The organism is Sanguibacter sp. A247, assembly GCF_052324925.1.
Lineage (GTDB): Bacteria > Actinomycetota > Actinomycetes > Actinomycetales > Cellulomonadaceae > Flavimobilis.
This window is the reverse complement of the sequence record NZ_JBQPRE010000007.1, coordinates 28,511-47,234: the sequence shown is the minus strand read 5'-3', so window position 1 is coordinate 47,234 and position 18,724 is coordinate 28,511. Positions and strand designations below refer to the sequence as shown.

Below are 18,724 nucleotides of genomic sequence, written 5' to 3'. Positions count from 1 at the left end.
ACCGCCGGCGGCGGCAGGTCCGTCTGGGGCGGTTGACCCCCATCGAGTTCGAGACCATCATGACCACTCAGGTCGCACTCGCAGCCTGAGCCTGACTGTCACCTATCCGTGCAGCAGTCCCTGGGATGGGCGATCGAGCAGCTACGTCGTGAGCACGCCACCGTCGCAGGGCTGGCGCGTCGGCTCGAGGTGTCCTGGCGGGTGCTAGGCGTAGAACGACGAACGCGAGACCTCGATGACCTCGCACAACCGCTTCACCTCGTAGGTGGCCAGGTGGTCGGCAACGAACTGGAAGCGGCTCACCAGTTCGTCTCCCCGGCGAAATACTTCGCCGCCGCCCGAAGGATGTCCCGCTCGGTGTTGAGCTTGCGTTCGGAGTCCTCCAGGTCCTTCACGCGCGCCCGTAGCCGGGCGAGCTCCTGCTCGGGTGTCTCATCCCCAGGCGGAGCCTGGGTGCGGGGGCGTGACTGCCCGCGGATCGGCACGCCGGCGGCCTTCAGCCAGTTCGACAACGTCGTGTCCAAGATGCCCAGGTCCGAGGCGATGCCCGCGACCGTGGCCGTCGGCGTCGAGCGATACAGCTCGACCGCGTCACGACGGAACTCTTCGGAGTACGTCTTCCTTGCCATGATCAGATCTTCTCGCTTCCTCCAGGTCAGACCCGGATTCAGCGTGTCCACGATCAGGGGTCAAGGCCCCACCGCTCTGCGTTACCGGGTATGGCGGAGCAGAGGGGGACTGCGACGCAGAGACGTGACAGTCAGGTTCAGGCTGCGAGTGCGACCTGAGCGGCGACGACGGTCTCGGTCTCGATGGGGGCCAACCGCCGGATCCTTCTCGCGCTGGCGGCACACTGAGCTGACACTGGTTTGATGCCGTCTCCTTGTGATGAAGGATGACGACATGTCCAAGAAGTGCGCCGCAGAGTTCAGGCCCGCGCAGTGCGCCTGGTCCGCGACCATCTCCTGGATGACGGGGCGGTGACGGCTGTTGGTAGGATGTCTGCGCCTAGAAGATCCTGGCCGGTGTGGTTATTCCGGCACTCGGCGGTCGCCGAGATGAAGTCGTGTCCAGTCGCGAACCCATGGCGTCCTCCCCTCAATGAGCGGGCGGTGGCGCCGTAGTTGCGTGCCGACTGTCCGCAGACAAGGAGCCTTCGGTGAACAAACGATTTGTCCTGCTCTCACAGATCTTCATGACCTTCATGATGGCCGCGTCGATGTCGGGCCTCATGAGTCTCTTCCACGCGGGGTTCACGGTGGCGTGGCTGAAGGGCTGGCCCCTCCAGTTCATCATTGCGTGGCCGATCGCGTTCTGCCTGACCATGGTCTGCTGGCCGATCGCCATGAAGTTGGCGGGTGCAGCTCTGCGTGCTCAGGCGCGCACGGTGGCAACGGAGTCCTGACTCCAGTTTTCGGTGAACCGCGGGGACCTCGAGCATGAGTGTGGCGAGGTCCCTGCGGGCGAAACTTCCCCGTCAATGGTGCTGGTCTCGGTCAGCTGGAGCGCGAGCCGGTGCCTCGTCTGGGGTGACGCGATGCCGACCAGGCTGGAGGCCGAGCTCGCCCAGGGCGTGTGTGCCCGACGTGGCTGCCGTGTCGATCACACCCAAAAAGAGCACAGCTAGCCTGCGTCGGTTCCTGCTGCTGCGCCCGACGAGCCGTCGCCCGTGAAGAACGAGATCTTGCCGTTCGGTTCGAGAACAGCGAGGCGCACCTTCTCGAGGTCCTCGATGCCCTGCTGCCGGGCAGCTCCGAGGAGGTCGTCGTACGCGAGGCGTTCCCGGCGCAGAGCGTCGCGGTCGGTTGCGCCGCGCGTGACGATGACGACGGGACGCCCCGTGACGAGCGCATGGAGCCGTCGTGAGCGGGCGTTGAGCCACGCGAGCACGATCGTCAGGCTCGCCATCGTCCCGACGGCGAGAACGGCGCCCGTGACGGAGGAGTCCTGACCCGTGACACCCTGCTGCACGAGGTCGCCCATCGTGATGAAGACGATGAGCTCGAACGAGCTCAGCTCGCCGAGGGTCGAGCGACCCACGACGCGCGTGATTGCCCAGAGGGCGAAGAAGACGACGGCAGCGCGGACGACGATGTCCACCGGACCTCCTGGTGTCAGGGAACGATGCGGGTGCGGATGTCGACGGGTGCCACGAGGGTCCCTGCGGAGTCGATGACGGCGACCTGGCCGACCGCGCCCTCGTGGCGGAGTGCGCGGACGTACGCCTCGATGTCGACCTTGAGGGTGTCGCCGTCGGGCGGGGTGAACGTGAGGTAGGTCCAGGTGTCGTCGCGGCTCTGCTCGGCAGGCTCTGGACCCGTGCTCTGCTGGTCGAGGATCCGCAGGTAGTCCGACGAGATCGCGATGACGACGTCTGCGTCGAAGCCGCCCTCCCGCGTCACCGTGATGGTGACGGGGACGTCGAGGCCCGCGCGGGCCGCCTCCGCGTAGCGGACGGTCGTCGTCCATCCGTCCTGCGTCACGGACCGGACCGTCGTGCGCGTCCCGAACACGCCGAGCAGTGCCGCGAGGATGAGCGCCATGAGAAGGATCGTCCCGACGTTGCGCACGCGCGTCGGCGAGAGGGACGACGGCGGCGTGACGTCGGTGACGGTGCTGGTCGGCACGGGTCAGGCCATCTCTGGGCCGCGATCGTCCTCGTCAACCTTCGTGCCGGGCGGGACGTTCGAGGTGAGGCCGGCCGCGCGGTCGGCAGGGCGCGGCGCCTGTGCACGGCCCTCGGAGAACTCTCCACCTTGGCGTCCGCCGTACGGTCGGCCGTGGTCGGTGCCCTCTTCACGCCAGAAGGTGATGGCCCAGTCGCCGGCCTCGATGCGGGCGCCCGTGCGCAGCGCGCGGTCGCCCTCGTCGGACGCGGAACCTCCGCCGACGGGTCCGTGGGCGTGGACGCGGTATTCGTCGCGTGCGTCGTGATGGATGGTCACGTGCCGGGGGAGAAGGCCGGCGAGAACGACGTCTGCGTCGGGGTCAGACCCGATGACGAGCTCGTCCTTGTCGACAGGGACGTTCAGCGGTGCGGTGCCGTCGTCGTCCAGTGTCGAGACGAAGAGTGTGGGGTGGCCTGCCCCGTGCGCGGCGTGCGTCGTCGTCGGGTGCGGGCGGTCGGAGCTGTCGGGTGTCGTCATGCTGGCCTCCTCCTGAGACGGTGCAGGCCACAGACTGCGGCGTGCACATTCAGCGTGCGCGGAGCCGGTTCGGGTCCGCTGCCTCGACTCTTACGGTGCGCCGGACGTCGACGGTGCGCAACTGGACGGCCTCACGCCACGCGCGCGCCGCCGGTGCTTGCCCGCGTCCGTGGATCCGGAGGTGTCCACATCGAGGCTTCCCGTGGACGGCTAACCTACGGTTCCGTAGGGTGGGGGTATCTGCACGACGAGCATCCGCTCACCCTTCGGCTGAGAAGTCGGTTCAACACAGCCCGGAGACATGATGTCGCTTGAGACCGTCCGCGATGCGGAGCGCCCCCGGCGCCGCGCCCACAACATGCAGAACCTCACGAGCAGCTACACCGCTCTGCTGCGTACCGTCCGTGAGGAGGGCCTGCTCGACAGGGCGCACGGCTACTACCTCACGACCCTTGCGGTTCTCGGCGTCGCGCTCGGGGGTCTGATCACGGCGTTCGTCCTGCTGGGCGACTCGTGGTTCCAGCTGCTCGTCGCCGGTGCGCTCGGGATCCTGCTCACGCAGTTCGCCTTCGTCGCGCACGAGGCCGCGCACCGACAGGTGTTCGCGTCGAACGTCACGAACGATCGCGCCGGACGCTTCCTCGCCAACGTCGTCGTCGGCATCTCGTACACATGGTGGATGAACAAGCACACGCGGCACCACGGCAACCCCAACCAGGTCGGCAAGGACCCAGACATCGAGAACGACACGATCGTCTTCACTCCCGAGGGTGCGTCTGAGCACCGAGGGCTGCTCGCCTTCGTCACACGGCACCAGGGCTGGCTCTTCTTCCCGCTCCTCACTCTCGAGGGCCTCAATCTGCACATCACTGCGATCCGGTCGTTGTCGACGGGCGATGCGCTCGGTCGCGTCGACACCCGCACGCGCGTGCTCGAGCTCGTCACGGTCGCTGCGCGTCTGAGCATCTACGTGGCGCTCATCGTGTGGGCACTCCCGCTCGGTCTTGCGGCCGCGTTCCTCGGAGTTCAGCTCGCCGTGTTCGGCGTGTACATGGGTGCCTCGTTCGCGCCGAACCACAAGGGCATGGCGCTCATCCCGGCTGGCTCAAAGCTCGACTTCCTCTCCAAGCAGGTGCTGACGAGCCGCAACATCCGCGGGGGAGGGGTCATGAGCGTCCTCATGGGTGGCCTGAACTTCCAGATCGAGCACCACCTGTTCCCGAGCATGCCGCGTCCGCACCTCGCGCGCGCAGCCGCGCTCGTGCGCGAGCGCTGCGCCCAGCTCGGCGTGCCGTACACCGAGACGAGCCTCGTGCGGTCCTACGCGATCGTCGTGCGCTATCTCAACGAGGTGGGCCTCGGTGCGCGGGACCCGTTCGACTGCCCCATGTTCCGCCAGCTGCGGGGTCAATCCTGACCCGCAGGCTCACTATGGCGTGATCCGCTCGACGCCCCTGTGCGAGGGGCCTCACGGGTCGAGCGCTATGCTTGCCGACATGGTGTCGACAAGATTAGGTGCGTGAACCCATGTTCCTCGCTCTACGTGAGCTGAGCTTTGCCCGCGGACGCTTTACCCTCATGGGCACCGTCGTCGCGCTCATCGGGACCCTCGTGGTCCTCCTCTCCGGCCTCTCGACCGGCCTCGTCCGCGACGGTGTCTCCGGCCTTCAAAAGCTCGACGTCGCCGCGTTCGCGTTCGAAGGTGACGTCGACACGACCGCCGCCTTCACCCGCTCGACAGTTGCCGTCGACGACGTCGCCGCGTGGAAGCAGCGCCCCGAGGTCGCGGACGCCGCGCCCTTCGGTCTTGCGCTCGTCAACTCGCGCACCGACGCGAACGTCGACGTCGACCTCGCGCTCTTCGGCATCGACCTCGCGAGCTGGCTCGCGCCAAGCGTCGCCACCGGCAGCCCGCTCGCCGGACCCGGCGAGATCGTCCTCTCGGGGACCCTCGCCGACGACGGCGTCAGCATCGGCGACGTCGTGACGCTTGAACAGACCGGGACCACCCTCACGGTCGTGGGACTCCTCGACGGTCAGCACACGTTCGGCCACGTCAGCGTCGGCTACGTCGACCTCGGCACCTGGCAGCAGATCGCCGCCGGAGTCCGCCCGGGCGAGACCGCCCCCGCGCACGCCTCGGAGCACGTCACCGCCATCGCGCTGCGCGGTGACGGCCTCGACGCCGACGCGCTCGCGGCAGGCGACGCAGCCCTGGGCACAACGAGCCTGACGCTCACCACGTCGTTCGGAGCATCCCCGGGATTCACCGCGGAGACCTCCACGCTCACGCTCATCCAGGCGTTCCTCTACGCCATCTCTGCGCTCGTCATCGGTGCGTTCTTTACGGTCGTGACGATCCAGCGCACGCACGAGATCGCCGTGCTGCGCGCCATGGGAGCCAGCACTCGCTACCTCCTGCGTGACAGCCTGGCGCAGTCCGCGATCCTGCTCCTCGCGTCGACGACCGTCGGCGTCGGCGTCGGGCTCCTCCTCGGTGCGGGGCTTGCCTCCACCTCGATGCCGTTCGGCCTCGAGCTCCGGGCGGTCGCCCTCGCGTCCGGCTTGACGATCCTCCTCGGCATGATCGGGGCCGCCGTCGCGGTGCTCCGGATCACTCGCGTCGACCCCCTCAATGCGCTCGGAGGCAACCGATGACGACTCCACAGGGCCTGCGCATGTCAGGCATCACCCTCACGCGAGGCGACGGCGACGACATCGTCACCGCCCTCGACAACGTCGACCTCACGGTCGAGCCGGGCGAGCTCCTCGCGATCGTGGGTCCCTCAGGCTCCGGCAAGTCGAGCCTGCTCGCCGTCGCCGGCGCGCTCGTGCGGCCGACGACCGGCACCGTGAGCGTGGGCGGCACCGAGCTGACGACGACGTCGGACCGCGACCTCGCGCGACTGCGCGCATCGTCGATCGGCTTCGTCTTCCAGAGCGGCAACCTTCTGCCCGCGCTCACGTCGATCGACCAGCTGCGGCTCCCGCTGCGCTTCGCGTCGATCGACAACCCGCGCGACCCGCGCGAACTCCTCGAGGAGGTCGGCATGTCACACCGGGCGCACCGGCGCCCTGACCGCCTCTCGGGCGGCGAGCGGCAGCGAGTCGGTATCGCACGGGCACTTGTCACCCGTCCGAGCCTCCTTCTCGTCGACGAGCCGACGGCCGCGCTCGACCGACCCCGGTCCCAGGAGGTCGTCGCGCTTCTCGCTCGTGAAGCTCATCAGCACGGTGTCGCGACGGTCATGGTGACCCATGACCACGACGTCCTGCACCACTGCGACCGTATTCTCGAGATGACCGACGGGCGCCTCGAGGCGTACGTCGTCTGACGACCCCGAGGAGATCCCGTGCCGCGTATCAGTGCCGCAACCGTTGCTGAGCATCGGGCGATGCAGCAGCGGGCCGTCCTTGATGCGGCACGGGACCTCCTGGCCGAGACCGGCCACGCCCCCTCCCTCGCCGAGGTGGGGCGTCGAGCCGGTCTCGCTCGATCGAGCGTCTACCAGTACGCCCGGTCCCGTGAGGACCTCATGGCAGCAGTCGTGGCCGACGTCTTTCCCGCGTGGGCGAGCCGGACGCGTGCAGCGGTCGACGAGGCCGCCACACCCGGCCACTCCGTGTGGGCGTACGTCGTGAGCAACGTGTCGTTCTTCTCAGGCTCCGAGAACCGGGTGGCCCGCGCGCTCGGCAGCGTCGTCGACCCCGAGGTGCTCGAAGGCCCCATGACCGAGTTTCACCGAGCGCTGCAGGAGCCACTCATCGGTGCCCTCAGCGCACACGGGGAGCCCGATGCCAGGGCAACCGCTGACATCATCGACGCGATGATCCTCGGCGCGACGCGCGAGCTGCGCAGCCGCACCGACGTCATCGACCCGGCCGAGCGCGACGAGACTCTCGCCCAGCTGCGACGCATCCTTGGCCCCTACCTCAGGCTGGAGAGCGAGACCTCCCCCTAGGCGCCCGTCACCGCACGGACGCGGCGACGGGGGATGACCTGAGGATGTCGGGTCCCGTGAGGTGTGCGGCCTCCGGGAACAGGGCGGGCTATGTCCCGGGTGCGACGGGATCGTCGCTCGTGAACCCGTTGACCTTGTGGGTGCCGTCGCAGAACGGCTTGATCGCCGAGCCTCCACAACGGCACAGTGCGACGGTGCGGCGTCGGAGGTCGACGGGCGTGCCGTCGTCGGTCACGACGCGCACCGCGCCGCGAACGAGGACGGGACCGTCGGGGCAGAGGGTGAGCTCGACCTGGTCGCGGCTCATGCGACACCCCCCGGAACGGGCGTGCGGAGCGAGGTGCGGCCGTTCTCCCATGCGGCGAGGTGGTCCGTCGCGGCGACCTCGTCGAGCAGGACGCAGGCTGCCGCGCCGAACATGATGTCGGGGACGAGCTCGGGCTCTGCTTCCGCGAGCCCGCCCGCGAGGTCGCGGCCGGCGATCTGTTCGTGGACCGCGTCCGCCTCGACGTGCTCGTCGAAGTAGCCACGGACCTCGGGAAGGAATCCGAGGCGGTTGAGCCCGTCGGAGTACAGGCGGCTGGGGATCGACGATGTCATCTCGAACGCGGCGAGATGGCCGGTGATCGCTCCGCGCAGCCGTCGGTTGAGACCGGCGAGCGACATGAAGGTCGAGGCCGCGAGCGTCACCGCGGGCACGTGGTCGATGTAGGCGCCGTACTGGTCAGCGAGGCCGGCGCCGTGCAACGTCGTGCGGAACAGCTCTTGGTGCATCGATTCCACGTGCCCACCGCCGTACTCGTCGGACTGGATCTCGACCGCGGCGGCCTTCGCGCGTCCGTGCAGACGGGGGATGACCCACGTGTGAGGGTCCGCCTCCTTGAGGTGGTAGATCGACCTGTGGACGAGGGTCTCGACGAGCTGCTCGCGCGTGGCGTCGCGCGCCACGTAGCGGGAGAGGCTGGGCCCGCCCGGGCGGCCCGTGAGCTCGAACAGGGTGCGCGCGACTGAAGCCGCGGTGGGCTCGGGCGAGGGCAGGTCGGTGAGTCGGCTGCGCAGATGAGCCTCGAACGCGTCCTCGAGCGCACGCCGCACGGCGACCGTCGCGGGGTGCCACTCCCAGGTGTCCGAGACACCGTCGAGGCCGCGGTAGTGGAGCTCCTGGAGACAGAACAATGAGATCTGGAGGTCCTCGTCGTGCACGACGTCGTCGTCCGGATCGTGGTGCGGCGCGGTGAGGGGGCCGACGAGAGCGTCGGGTCCGGCGACGAGAACGTCGAAGAGCTGGGCGCTCAGGGGGCCGCGCGGCTGGGGGAGCGGCATGCGGGATCCGCTGCCGAGTGAGGCCCGGGCCATCGTGGTGGCGCTCATCGGGTGCCCTCCTCGGCGAGGAGCGTTCCCAGCGGGCGGCCGTCGAGCGACCAGTGCACGGGCGTTGGCCGGGGGTGAGGTGACGAGGGCATCGGGACCTCCAGATGGTGATGTCGGTGCTTGCCGTGTCGCTGGCTGGCCTGGTGAGGCGGGACGAGCGTGCCTTCTCACAGTGCGCTGGCTCCCGCGGAGGCGCAACAGGAACCGGGTCCTTTCGCTCAGCCCGCCCGACGGGAGCGCGCCTCGGCGACGGACCGCCGCAGTGCATCCATGAGCGAGACGACGTCGGCTCCCTCGTCGTCGTCCTGGGGCCCGAATGTCGCCTCCGTGTCGAGCGCGTCACCCTGCTCGAGCTTGGCGTCGACCAGGCGTCGGAGCTCGACCTGGTACTCGTCGGTGAACGCGGCGGGGTCGAAGTCCTCGGCGTAGGAGTCGACGAGCGACCGCGCCATCTCAAGCTCCTTGGTCGAGACGCGCGACCCCTTGCGCCCTTCGAGCTCCGAGGAATCCCGGATCTCGTCTGGCCACAGGAGCGTCTGGACGGTGAGGACGTCCCCGCGAGCGCGCAGCGCAGTGAGGCGGGTGCGCTGACGGAGCGCGAAGCGCGTCACGGCGGTGCGGTCGGTCGCCTCGAGCGTGCGCAGGAGGAGGGCATAGGGCTTGCGCGAGGCAGGGTCTGCCTCGAGAAAGTACGTCCGATCGAGCAGGATCGGGTCGATCTGGTCGGACGGAACAAAGCTGAGGACCTCGATCTCGCGACTGTGCTCCGACGGGAGAGCCGCAAGCTCGTCCTTCGCGAGGACGACCGTCTGCTCGCCGTCGTCGTAGGCCTTGTCGATGTGCTCGTACGCGATGACCTCGCCGCACACCTCGCACTGACGGCGGTAGCGGATGCGACCGCCGTCTGCGTCGTGCACCTGGTGCAGGGGCAGGTCGTGCTCCTCGGTCGCGCTGAACAGCCGCACCGGGACGCTCACGAGCCCGAACGAGATGGTGCCCTTCCAGATCGCCCTCATTCCCCCAGTGTGCGCTGCGCGCGCGTCGGTTGCAGGATGAACCATGACCGGAACGCCGACCCAGATCGGGCGCCGCACCGTGCGGCTGACGAACCTCGACAAGGTGCTCTACCCGGCGACGGGCATGACCAAGGGCGAGGTCATCGAGTACCTCGTCGCCGTCGCCCCCGCTCTCGTCACGCATGCCGCGGGCCGTCCGGTGACGCTCAAGCGGTGGGTGCATGGCGTGGGGACGCCCGACGAACCCGGGCAGGTCTTCTTCCAGAAGAACCTTCCCGAGGGTGCTCCGGACTGGGTCCCGACCGTCGACGTCGTACACACGCGTCGGACGAACACCTATCCCGTCCTCGACGAGTCGGACGGGGCCGCAACCCTCGCCTGGTTCGGCCAGCTCGCTGCACTCGAGGTGCACGTGCCGCAGTGGCGAACGGACCGTGACGACACGAGCGGGGGCGAGGTCGTCCACCACCCCGACCGGCTCGTCCTCGACCTCGACCCGGGTCCGGGAGCGGGGCTCAGCGAGTGCGTCGCAGTGGCGCGGGTCTGCCGCGAGATCGTCGAGGGCATGGGGCTCACGGTCGTCCCGGTGACGAGCGGGTCGAAGGGCGTCCACCTCTATGCGGGCCTCGACGGCTCTCAGACGTCCGAGCAGGTCTCGGCCGTCGCTCGTGAGCTTGCCCGCTCGCTCGAGAAGGAGATGCCACAGCTCGTCGTGAGTTCGCAACGTCGGACGGAGCGCACTGGCAAGGTCCTCCTCGACTGGAGCCAGAACTCGGGTGCCAAGACGACGGTGGCGCCCTACTCATTGCGTGGCCGTGAGCGCCCGGCCGTCGCTGCGCCGCGCTCGTGGGACGAGCTCGACGACGGGCTCGCCCAGCTCGGCCCTCGTGACGTCCTGCGCCGGCTCGACGAGCTGGGAGACCTTCTGGCACCCCTCGCACTCGCACCGCCGGCAACCCCCCGCAGGGGCAGGTCCCGGGCACGGAGCGCCACGGTGGTGACGTCCGCGAGCGCGGACCCTGACCCGCTCGGTCCCTACCGGGCCAAGCGTGACCAGGCGCGCACGCCCGAGCCGTTCCCGGTCGCATCGGCGAGCCCCGCGCGTGACGAGGGCCGCCCCGTGTTCGTCATTCAGGACCATCATGCGCGCCGACGGCATCACGACCTGCGGCTCGAGCACGAGGGTGTCCTTCTCTCGTGGGCCCTTCCGCGGCTCACCCCCTCGGACCCGGCGCGCAACCACCTTGCGGTCCGCACCGAGGATCATCCGCTCGAGTACGCCACGTTCGAGGGGACGATCCCGCGGGGGGAGTACGGGGCGGGCACCATGACGATCTGGGACTCGGGCACCTACCAGGCCGAGAAGCTGCGTGCCGACGAGGTCATCGTCGAGCTCGACGGTGCGCCCGGGGGTGGTCTCGCGACCGACGGCGGACCGCAGCCGGTCGTCCTCGCACTCGTGCGGACCGACGCCGAGGGGGACCGATGGCTTGCGCACCGGGTCGATCCCGCGCGCCGGCACCGGCGGTCCGCGTCCGCACCGCACCGGCCTCGGTCCGACGGGGATGCTGCGTCCCTGCGCCCCATGCTGGCGACCGCGACGGATGCGTCGGACCGTCGCGACCTGGTGCGTGAGGCCGTTCTCGGTGGCCCGTGGACGATCGAGATGAAGTGGGACGGGATCCGCGCGCTGTGCACGCTCGGGCCTGACGGGAACCTCGTCGTGCGCACGCGTAACGGCATCGATGTCACAGCGAGCTTTCCTGAGCTCGGCGAGCTGCGTGACCGCGTCGTCGTCCCCGCTGTTCTTGACGGTGAGATCGTCGCGCCGGGGGAGGGCGGCGCCCCCGATTTCGGGCCTCTCCAGACGCGGCTCGGGCTGACGGACGCGCGGGAGGTGGCCGCGGCCCGCAGTGCGGCTCCGGTGGAGCTCGTGCTCTTCGACGTCCTCGATGCCGCTGGTCGAGATCTCACGCCGCTCCCGATCGAGGAGCGTCGCGAGGCGCTCGCGGAGGTCGTTGATCCGGGGGGAGCGGTGGCGCTCTCGGACGTGGTCGATCTTGCGCTCGCGGACGCGCTCGAGGTGTCGGGGGAGCTCGGGTTCGAGGGGGTCGTGCTCAAACGTCGTGGGTCGAGCTACCGGGTGGGGCAGCGGTCGGCTGACTGGCGCAAGGTCAAGCATGTCGAGCACACGGATGTCGTTGTGGTCGGGTGGCGGCCTGGTCGGGGGTCGCGTGGGTCGACGCTGGGGTCGCTCCTTGTTGCTCGCAGGTCTGGCGACGGGCTTGTGTATGCGGGGCGCGTGGGGAGCGGTCTCGATGATCGTCAGCTGGCGCGGCTGCGGGATCTTGCGGACAAGGATGCCGGGAGCGCCCCGCTCGTTGCGGGTGTCCCTGCCGAGGACGCGCGTGACGCGCGGTGGCTTGCGCACGGGTGGCGCGCGGAGGTTGCGCACAGTGGTGTCACGGCTGGTGGTCGGCTGCGTCATCCGGTGTGGCGAGGTCTGCGACCCGACCTTGAGTGAGGCGCTGAGGCCTTATGCAGGACCAGATATAAGCGATCGAGTTATAGTTGGTGGATGAGAAGTTCCCGGCACGCCCTCATCGTCGACATCGTCGGCTCGCGCGACCTGCCCGACCGCACCCGTGCGCAGCGCGACGTGCTCGACGCCTTCGCGCGCGCAGCCGAGCGGATCCCGCTCGCTGAGCCGCTCCATGCGACGGTCGGTGACGAGTTCCAAGCTGTCGCCGACGACCTCGTCGCTCTCGTGTGGACGACGGGCGTCGTCCGGCTCCTCCTTCCCGAGGGCCTCGACGTGCGCTGCGGGATCGGGCGGGGGGAGATCCTTCCGGTGGCATCCCCGAGCGACGGAGCCGCGATCCAGGATGGCTCGGCCTGGTGGAACGCACGCGACGCGATTGACGAGGCGCATCGGCTCGCTGACGGACAGGCGCCGTGGGCGCGCACGTGGTTCCTCGGCGGTGACGACGCGGACGTCGCCCTCCTCGGCGCGCAGCTCCTCGTCCGGGACCGCATCATCGACTCCATGACGACGACTCAGCGTTCCTACGCGGGTGACATCGCGCTCGGTGCGACCCAGGCTGAGACCGCGGCCCGTCATGAGGTCACCCAGCCCGCGGTCTCGCAGTCGCTGCGTCGCGCAGGCGGTGCAGCCCTCGTGGCGGCGTTCCGCCTCCTGGAAGGAGCGACCTCATGATCGCCGTCACTCTCCTCGCGCTCGTCGCGACCGCCGACGTCTTGCGCTCCGGCCGCCTCCCTCGCGTCGTGCCCCCGGCCGGTGTCGTCGTGGTGGCCGCTGCCCTCGTCCTCGGCGTCGGTGTTGACCTCCTCACCGCCGCGGCCGGAGCGGTCGTCGCGCTCGCGTGGGCAGCGGCGATGTCGACCGATGGCGCGCGTGCTGGGGCTCGCGTGTGGCCCGCGGTCGCGCTGCTCGTCGTTCTCGCCGCGACCGCGCTCGTGCCGGTGGCCTCGCCCACGGGTCCGGCCGTCGACATGTGGCGCCGGTCGCTCGCCGGGGAGATCGGAATTCCCGCCGAGGCGGCGCTCGCGTTCGTCGTCGTCGCCCTCGCGCTCACCCGGACGGCCAACCTCATCACGCGCGCCGCGCTCGTGCGGGCCCGTCGCACCGACACGGTCGACGACGCCCAGGGGCTGAGCCCGTCGGTCGCCGAGGCTCCCGAGCGGGCGACGGCCCGCGGGTGGCGCCTCACGGTCCGGGGCCACGAGGTCGTGCACGTGCGAGCGGACGACGCGCCCGAGCGCCCGCGGGGTCCAGTCATGCGTGGCGGACGGCTCATCGGACCGCTCGAGCGGCAGCTCGTGCTCGTGCTCGGGCTCCTGGGGGTGTATCCCGTCCTCGCTGCGGTGCTCGCGGCGAAGGGCATCGTCCGCTTCCCTGAGATCTCCGCGGACCGCGCGCGAGGCACGAAGGCCGAGGAGTTCCTCGTCGGATCGCTCGTCAGCTGGACCTGTGCCGGTGTCGGCGTCGCACTCGTGCAGGTGTGCCTGCTCGGGTGAGTCCGCACCTCCTCGCCGAAGCGCGATCTGTCCGATCTGCGTGGCAGGACGAGGGGCCCGCGTGTTCGTGAAACAATCTTCACCATGGCCATGAGAGACATCCGCGTTCTTCCCGACCCCGTTCTGCGCACGCCGTGCGAGCCCATCACGCAGGTCGACGACCGGGTGCGTCAGCTCGTCGCGGACCTCATCGAGACGGTTGATGACGAAGGACGCGCCGGCCTGGCCGCCAATCAGATCGGCGTGAGCCTGCGGGCGTTCTCATGGAACATCGACGACGAGGTCGGCTACGTCCTCAACCCGCGGATCGTCGACCTCTCCGAGGACGAGTACCAGGACGGCGACGAGGGCTGCCTGTCGGTCCCGGGCCTCTGGTTCCCGACCCGGCGCGCGTGGTACGCGAAGGTCGAGGGCATCGATCTTGACGGCAACACCGTCGTTGTCGAAGGCGAGGAGCTCATGGCGCGCTGCCTGCAGCACGAGGTCGACCACCTCGACGGCTACCTCTACCTCGACCGGCTCGAGAAGTCGGTGCGCAAGAAGGCCATGCGCACGCTGCGCGAGCAGCTCTAGGCGTGATGCGCGGCGGGTCGGCCCGAGCGGCCGCCCGCCGTTGTCGCACCGCGGTGCTGGTCAGATCCGGGCCCGTGGGGCATGATGGACTCGTTGCACCGTGAAGAACTGCCTGTCACCTGTGATCTGAGGACGTTGGGGAAGACGACCCTCGAGACACAAGGAGGCCTACCATGGCTGGTTCGTCGACCCGCGGTGTTCTTTTCGTGCACTCTTCGCCTCGTGCGCTGTGCCCCCACCTCGAGTGGGCCGCGGCGAACGTGCTGGGCGTCCGCGTGTCTCTTGACTGGACGGATCAGCCCGTCGCCCCCGGCATGCTCCGCGCTGAGCTCTCCTGGCAGGGCGAGCCCGGGACGGGCGCGCGCCTCGCGTCCGCGCTGCGCGGCTGGGCTCATCTCCGTTACGAAGTGACAGAAGAGGCCAGCCGAGGCACCGATGGCTCACGCTGGAGCCACACCCCTGAGCTCGGCATCTTCCACGCCGCAACCGACGTCCACGGCAACGTCGTCGTGCCCGAGGACCGCGTCCGCGCCGCACTCGACCACGCCGACGACCCCGTCCGCATGCGCACGGAGCTCTCGCTCGCGCTCGGCCAGGCCTGGGACGACGAGCTCGAGACCTTCCGCTACGCGGGCGCGGGAGCCCCCGTCCGTTGGCTCCACCGCGTCGGCTGACCAGCCCAACCCCCTGCTGCGCGCACGCGCTCCCTCTTCACCCGCTGCACGCTCCACCCGCTGCACGCTCGATAGCGGATCGGACCAACGGACGTGGTCGGATCCGCTATCCACCGAGGGCTCTGCGCGCTTGATAGCGGATCGGTACGTATGACGTGTACAGATCCGCTATCGGTCGGCGCGCGTCATGAGCGCGTGCGGCGTGTCCGGTGCCCTAGGCGTTGGTCACGACGAGCGCGACGTTGTGGCCACCGAAGCCGAAGGAGTTGTTGATCGCGGCGATGTCGCCCGACGGCAGCGCCCGGGGCGTGTCGCGCACGAGGTCGAGCACGAGCTCGGGGTCCGGGTCGGTGACGTTGATCGTCGGCGGCGCCTGGCGGTCGTGAACCGCGAGGACCGTAAAGATCGTCTCGATCGCGCCGGCTCCGCCGAGCAGGTGTCCGGTCATCGACTTCGTCGCGGACAGGGCGACGTGGTCCGCGTCGTCACCGAGGGTCGCACGGATCGAGCGTGCCTCGATGAGGTCACCGACGACGGTCGACGTGGCGTGAGCGTTGACGTGCACGACGTCGGCCGCAGTGACCCCGGATGCGGCGAGCGCCTCCGACATCGCGCGGCGCTGCCCTGCGCCTGACGGCTCGGGGGACGTGATGTGGTAGCCGTCCGCCGTGAGGCCGACGCCGCCGATCTTCGCGTAGACGCGCGCACCACGAGCTGCGGCGTGCTCGGCCGACTCGAGGACGACGATCCCCGAGCCCTCACCGATGACGAAGCCGTCACGGGCGGTGTCGTAGGGGCGCGACGCGCCCGCGGGGTCGTCATTGCGCAGCGAGAGCGTCCGCGACGCTGCGAAGGCCGCGATGGGCATGGGGTGGATCGTTGCCTCGGTCCCGCCCGCGACGACGATGTCCGCGCGGCCCGACCGGATCATCTCGACGCCGTAGCCGATGGCCTCAGCACCCGACGCGCACGCCGAGACGAGCGCGTGCGCACCGGCGCGCGCACCGAGCTCGAGCGAGACGAAGGCGGTTGCGGAGTTGGGCATGAGCATCGGCACCGTCATGGGAAGGATGCGGCGGGCACCCTTCGCACGGAGCGTGTCCCACGCGTCCAGGGTCGTCCAGATGCCGCCGATGCCCGAGGACACGACGGTTCCGAGGCGGTCCCCGTCAACCTCGGGGGAGCCCGCGTCGGCCCACGCCTCGCGCGCCGCGATCATCGCGTACTGCGTCGAGGGGTCCATGCGCTTGATCTCTGGGCGTGACAGCACCGCGTCGGGCGCGACCTTGATGGTGGCGCCGAACTCGACGGGGATGCCGTAGGTCTCGGCCCAGTCGTTCTCGAAAGTCCTGGCGCCGGACTCGCCCGCCAGGGCGGCACGCCAGGTGGAGGCCACGTCCCCACCCAGGGGCGTAGTGGCGCCGAGGCCGGTGACGACGACGTCGCGGGGGGTGGTCATGGTGGTCTCCTCAGGAGGTCTGTGGTGATGCGAGAGCATGCCTCTGCGCCGGTCCCGGGCCGCGAACGGCCCGGGACCCGGGAGGCTCAGGCCTGGGCGTTCGTGATGAACGAGACGGCGTCGCCGACGGTCGCGAGGTTCTTGACGTCGTCGTCCGGGATCGTCACGCCGAACTTGTCCTCGGCGTGCGTGACGATCGTCATCATCGAGAGCGAGTCGATGTCGAGGTCGTCCGTGAAGGACTTCTCGGCGGTGACGGTGTCGGCCGGGAGGCCGGTCTCTTCGGCAACGATCTCGGCGAGTCCGGCGAGGACCTCGTTCTCGGTGTAAGCCATGGTTGCTCCTTCGGTGTGGTCGCCGCGAACGGCGGTGGGTGGTGAGGGTACTGCGTGCCCAGCGCCGGTCGCGGCCGATGGACGGGTGAGTGGGCCCCGAGGGGCTCAGGGAAGGACGATCACCTGGGCGGCGTAGACGAGTCCCGCGCCGAAGCCGATCTGGAGGAGGACGTCGCCGCTCTTGGCGAGGCCCTCGCGAACGAGGCGCTCGGTCGCGAGCGGGATCGACGCGGCCGAGGTGTTGCCGGTGTCGGCGATGTCGCGTCCCACGATGACGTCCTCGCGCAGCCCGAGCTGCTTGATCATCTGATCGATGATCCGCATGTTCGCCTGGTGCGGCACGAACACGTCGATGTCGGCGGGGGTGAGCCCTGCGGACTCGACCGCGCGCAGGGCGACGGGGCCCATCTGGAACGCGGCCCACTTGAAGACCGACGGGCCGTCCTGGCGCAGGGTCGGCCATGCGGCGCCCTCGACGCCCGCGGTCTCGTTCCACGGCGCGGTCTGGCGGATGGCGTCGGCCTTGGAGCCGTCTGAGCCCCACACCGTCGGGCCGATCCCAGGGAAGTCCGAGGGCCCGATGATCGCTGCGCCGCCGCCGTCGCCCAGGAGGAACGAGATCGAGCGGTCGGTCGGGTCGATGAAGTCGCTCATCTTCTCCGCGCCGATGACGAGGACGTGGCGCGCGACGCCCGACCGCACGAGGGCGTCGGCCTGGCCGATCCCGTAGGCGTAGCCGGCGCACGCGGCGGAGATGTCGTAGGCGGCCGCGGGGTTGGCGCCGATGCGGTCGGCGACGATCGCAGCACCCGAGGGGGTCTGCGCGAAGTAGGTGACCGTCGAGAGGATGACGACGTCGATGTCGGCGCCCGTGAGGCCGGCCTGCGCGAGGACGTCGTGCGCAGCGGCCTCGGCGAGGTCGAGGACGTCCTTGTCGGATCCGGCACGACGGCGCGTGACGATCCCGGTCCGCTGACGGATCCACTCGTCGGAGGAGTCGATGGGACCCGCGATGTCGTCGTTGGTGACGACGTTCTCCCCGCGGACGCCGCCGATGGCGAGGACGCGCGAGAACTGGGGCCCGGTGGCCTGGGTGAGCTGGGCAGTCACGCGGTGATCTCCTCGGACGAAGCGGTGGTTCCTGAGTGACGAGCAACGAGGTCGCGTGCGGCCTCGAGGTCGGCTGGGGTCTTGACGGCGACGAGCTCGACCCCCTTGAGCGTGCGCTTGGCCAGGCCGGTGAGGACTCCGCCCGGAGCGAGCTCCAGGATCGCGGTGACGCCCAGGGCGGCGAACGTCGCCTGGCACAGGTCCCAGCGGACAGGTGCGACGACCTGGTGGCCGAGGTGCTCGAGCACCGTCGCGGCGGTGCCGTACCCGTGGGCGCCGCCGACGTAGGCGGCGCCGTCGAGGTTGGACACGAGGGGGAGGGTGGGGTCGGACGCGTCCCAGGCGGCGGCCAGCGGCGCGAACTGCGCGCGTGCGCTCTCCATGAAGGGGGAGTGGAACGCGCCGGCGACCGTGAGCGGGACGAGGCGTGCGCGAGCAGGGGGCGCGGCCGCGAGCTGTGCGAGAGCCTCGAGCGACCCAGCAGCAACCGTCTGGCCACCGCCGTTGATGTTCGCGGGGACGAGCCCAGCGGCGGCGATGGCCGCGAGGACGTCGTCGGGGTCCCCGCCGAGGATCGCCGTCATGCCCGTGGGCTCCGCGGCTGCGGCGGCGGCCATGGCGGCCGCGCGCTTCGCGACGAGCCCGACGGCGCCCACGTCCGTGAGGACGCCGGCAACGGCCGCGGCGGCAAGCTCTCCGACGGAGTGGCCCGCCGTGACGTCGATGGTTCCAGCCGCCGGGCGGTCACCCAGCACCTCGCGCAGGGCGACGAGCGACGCGGCGACGATGAGCGGCTGCGCGACGCCCGTGTCACGGATCGTGTCCGCGTCGGACGTCGTGCCGTGGGCGACGAGATCAAGGTTGGCGGCGGCCCCGAACTCGTCCAGGCGTGCCTGCACACCATCGAGCTCGAGCCACGGGTTGAACATGCCGGGGGTCTGCGAACCCTGGCCTGGGCATAGAACGGCGATCACTCGTCAACCTTGCCTTCCGGAAGGGGTCTGCGGGGCGTGACGACGCGCACCAAGTGTGCGAGAGCA

21 protein-coding genes are annotated in these 18,724 nt (G+C 70.0%); 10 read left to right on the top strand and 11 right to left on the bottom strand.

The genetic code is table 11. The features are described from left to right. Positions 1-299 precede the first annotated feature (299 nt). The gene (locus tag ACTVCO_RS12110) at positions 300-629 is read right to left on the bottom strand and encodes a transposase (protein ID WP_443728688.1); all 330 of its coding nucleotides are present in this window, start codon (positions 627-629) and stop codon (positions 300-302) included. A gap of 530 nt (positions 630-1,159) precedes the next feature. Here ACTVCO_RS12110 and ACTVCO_RS12105 point away from each other — a divergent pair. After that, positions 1,160-1,405, top strand: coding sequence for a DUF2798 domain-containing protein (locus tag ACTVCO_RS12105; protein WP_443728687.1), 246 nt, complete (start codon positions 1,160-1,162; stop codon positions 1,403-1,405). 218 nt (positions 1,406-1,623) lie between these two features. Here the strand turns inward: ACTVCO_RS12105 and ACTVCO_RS12100 are convergent, their stop codons facing one another. From ACTVCO_RS12100 to ACTVCO_RS12090, 3 genes are read right to left on the bottom strand one after another with little or no spacing between them, the layout of a single operon-like run. Further along, the gene (locus ACTVCO_RS12100) at positions 1,624-2,100 is read right to left on the bottom strand and encodes a DUF421 domain-containing protein (protein WP_443728686.1); all 477 of its coding nucleotides are present in this window, start codon (positions 2,098-2,100) and stop codon (positions 1,624-1,626) included. 14 nt (positions 2,101-2,114) lie between these two features. After that, the gene (locus tag ACTVCO_RS12095; protein WP_443728685.1) at positions 2,115-2,627 is read right to left on the bottom strand and encodes a hypothetical protein; all 513 of its coding nucleotides are present in this window, start codon (positions 2,625-2,627) and stop codon (positions 2,115-2,117) included. A 3-nt stretch (positions 2,628-2,630) separates the two neighbouring features. After that, positions 2,631-3,146, bottom strand: a complete 516-nt coding sequence (locus ACTVCO_RS12090) for a hypothetical protein (protein WP_443728684.1) — start codon at positions 3,144-3,146, stop codon at positions 2,631-2,633. A 358-nt stretch (positions 3,147-3,504) separates the two neighbouring features. Between ACTVCO_RS12090 and ACTVCO_RS12085 the strand changes: the two genes are divergently transcribed. From ACTVCO_RS12085 to ACTVCO_RS12070, 4 genes are all read left to right on the top strand, one after another. Continuing rightward, complete coding sequence (locus ACTVCO_RS12085) at positions 3,505-4,563, top strand: fatty acid desaturase family protein (RefSeq protein ID WP_443728692.1); 1,059 nt, start codon at positions 3,505-3,507, stop codon at positions 4,561-4,563. Positions 4,564-4,673: 110 nt separating this feature from the next. Beyond that, on the top strand, positions 4,674-5,804 hold the full coding sequence (locus ACTVCO_RS12080; RefSeq protein WP_443728683.1) for an ABC transporter permease: 1,131 nt from the start codon (positions 4,674-4,676) through the stop codon (positions 5,802-5,804). Next, positions 5,801-6,481, top strand: a complete 681-nt coding sequence (locus ACTVCO_RS12075) for an ABC transporter ATP-binding protein (RefSeq protein ID WP_443728682.1) — start codon at positions 5,801-5,803, stop codon at positions 6,479-6,481. Before ACTVCO_RS12080 ends, ACTVCO_RS12075 begins: the two co-directional genes overlap by 4 nt. 18 nt (positions 6,482-6,499) lie before the next feature. Further along, positions 6,500-7,108, top strand: a complete 609-nt coding sequence (locus ACTVCO_RS12070; protein WP_443728681.1) for a TetR/AcrR family transcriptional regulator — start codon at positions 6,500-6,502, stop codon at positions 7,106-7,108. An 88-nt stretch (positions 7,109-7,196) separates the two neighbouring features. Here ACTVCO_RS12070 and ACTVCO_RS12065 read toward each other — a convergent pair whose 3' ends face one another. The 3 genes from ACTVCO_RS12065 to ku all read right to left on the bottom strand — a co-directional run bounded on the left by ACTVCO_RS12065 (position 7,197) and on the right by ku (position 9,495). Next, positions 7,197-7,415, bottom strand: a complete 219-nt coding sequence (locus tag ACTVCO_RS12065; protein WP_443728680.1) for a CDGSH iron-sulfur domain-containing protein — start codon at positions 7,413-7,415, stop codon at positions 7,197-7,199. Further along, complete coding sequence (locus ACTVCO_RS12060) at positions 7,412-8,479, bottom strand: iron-containing redox enzyme family protein (protein ID WP_443728679.1); 1,068 nt, start codon at positions 8,477-8,479, stop codon at positions 7,412-7,414. Before ACTVCO_RS12060 ends, ACTVCO_RS12065 begins: the two co-directional genes overlap by 4 nt. 218 nt (positions 8,480-8,697) lie before the next feature. After that, positions 8,698-9,495, bottom strand: coding sequence for a non-homologous end joining protein Ku (gene ku / locus ACTVCO_RS12055; protein WP_443728678.1), 798 nt, complete (start codon positions 9,493-9,495; stop codon positions 8,698-8,700). Positions 9,496-9,538: 43 nt separating this feature from the next. Between ku and ligD the strand changes: the two genes are divergently transcribed. The 5 genes from ligD to ACTVCO_RS12030 all read left to right on the top strand — a co-directional run bounded on the left by ligD (position 9,539) and on the right by ACTVCO_RS12030 (position 14,780). Next, positions 9,539-12,019 carry a non-homologous end-joining DNA ligase gene (gene ligD / locus ACTVCO_RS12050; RefSeq protein ID WP_443728677.1) on the top strand — a complete coding sequence of 827 codons (2,481 nt, stop codon included), beginning with the start codon at positions 9,539-9,541 and terminating at the stop codon, positions 12,017-12,019. Positions 12,020-12,073: 54 nt separating this feature from the next. Further along, on the top strand, positions 12,074-12,712 hold the full coding sequence (locus ACTVCO_RS12045) for a SatD family protein (protein WP_443728676.1): 639 nt from the start codon (positions 12,074-12,076) through the stop codon (positions 12,710-12,712). Further along, positions 12,709-13,533, top strand: a complete 825-nt coding sequence (locus ACTVCO_RS12040; RefSeq protein WP_443728675.1) for a hypothetical protein — start codon at positions 12,709-12,711, stop codon at positions 13,531-13,533. Before ACTVCO_RS12045 ends, ACTVCO_RS12040 begins: the two co-directional genes overlap by 4 nt. Before the next feature lie 84 nt (positions 13,534-13,617). Next, positions 13,618-14,106, top strand: a complete 489-nt coding sequence (gene def / locus ACTVCO_RS12035) for a peptide deformylase (protein WP_443728674.1) — start codon at positions 13,618-13,620, stop codon at positions 14,104-14,106. Between the two features lie 173 nt (positions 14,107-14,279). Beyond that, a complete protein-coding gene (locus ACTVCO_RS12030; protein WP_443728673.1) occupies positions 14,280-14,780 on the top strand; it encodes a DUF3145 domain-containing protein in 501 nt (166 codons plus the stop codon). Between the two features lie 214 nt (positions 14,781-14,994). Here the strand turns inward: ACTVCO_RS12030 and ACTVCO_RS12025 are convergent, their stop codons facing one another. The 4 genes from ACTVCO_RS12025 to ACTVCO_RS12010 form a co-directional block, all read right to left on the bottom strand. Then, complete coding sequence (locus tag ACTVCO_RS12025) at positions 14,995-16,239, bottom strand: beta-ketoacyl-[acyl-carrier-protein] synthase family protein (RefSeq protein WP_443728672.1); 1,245 nt, start codon at positions 16,237-16,239, stop codon at positions 14,995-14,997. An 86-nt stretch (positions 16,240-16,325) separates the two neighbouring features. Beyond that, complete coding sequence (locus ACTVCO_RS12020) at positions 16,326-16,574, bottom strand: acyl carrier protein (RefSeq protein ID WP_443728671.1); 249 nt, start codon at positions 16,572-16,574, stop codon at positions 16,326-16,328. Between the two features lie 105 nt (positions 16,575-16,679). Beyond that, the gene (locus tag ACTVCO_RS12015; RefSeq protein ID WP_443728670.1) at positions 16,680-17,684 is read right to left on the bottom strand and encodes a beta-ketoacyl-ACP synthase III; all 1,005 of its coding nucleotides are present in this window, start codon (positions 17,682-17,684) and stop codon (positions 16,680-16,682) included. Then, positions 17,681-18,658 carry an ACP S-malonyltransferase gene (locus ACTVCO_RS12010; protein WP_443728669.1) on the bottom strand — a complete coding sequence of 326 codons (978 nt, stop codon included), beginning with the start codon at positions 18,656-18,658 and terminating at the stop codon, positions 17,681-17,683. The genes ACTVCO_RS12015 and ACTVCO_RS12010 overlap by 4 nt, the downstream gene beginning before the upstream one ends. Between the last annotated feature and the right edge of the window lie 66 nt (positions 18,659-18,724).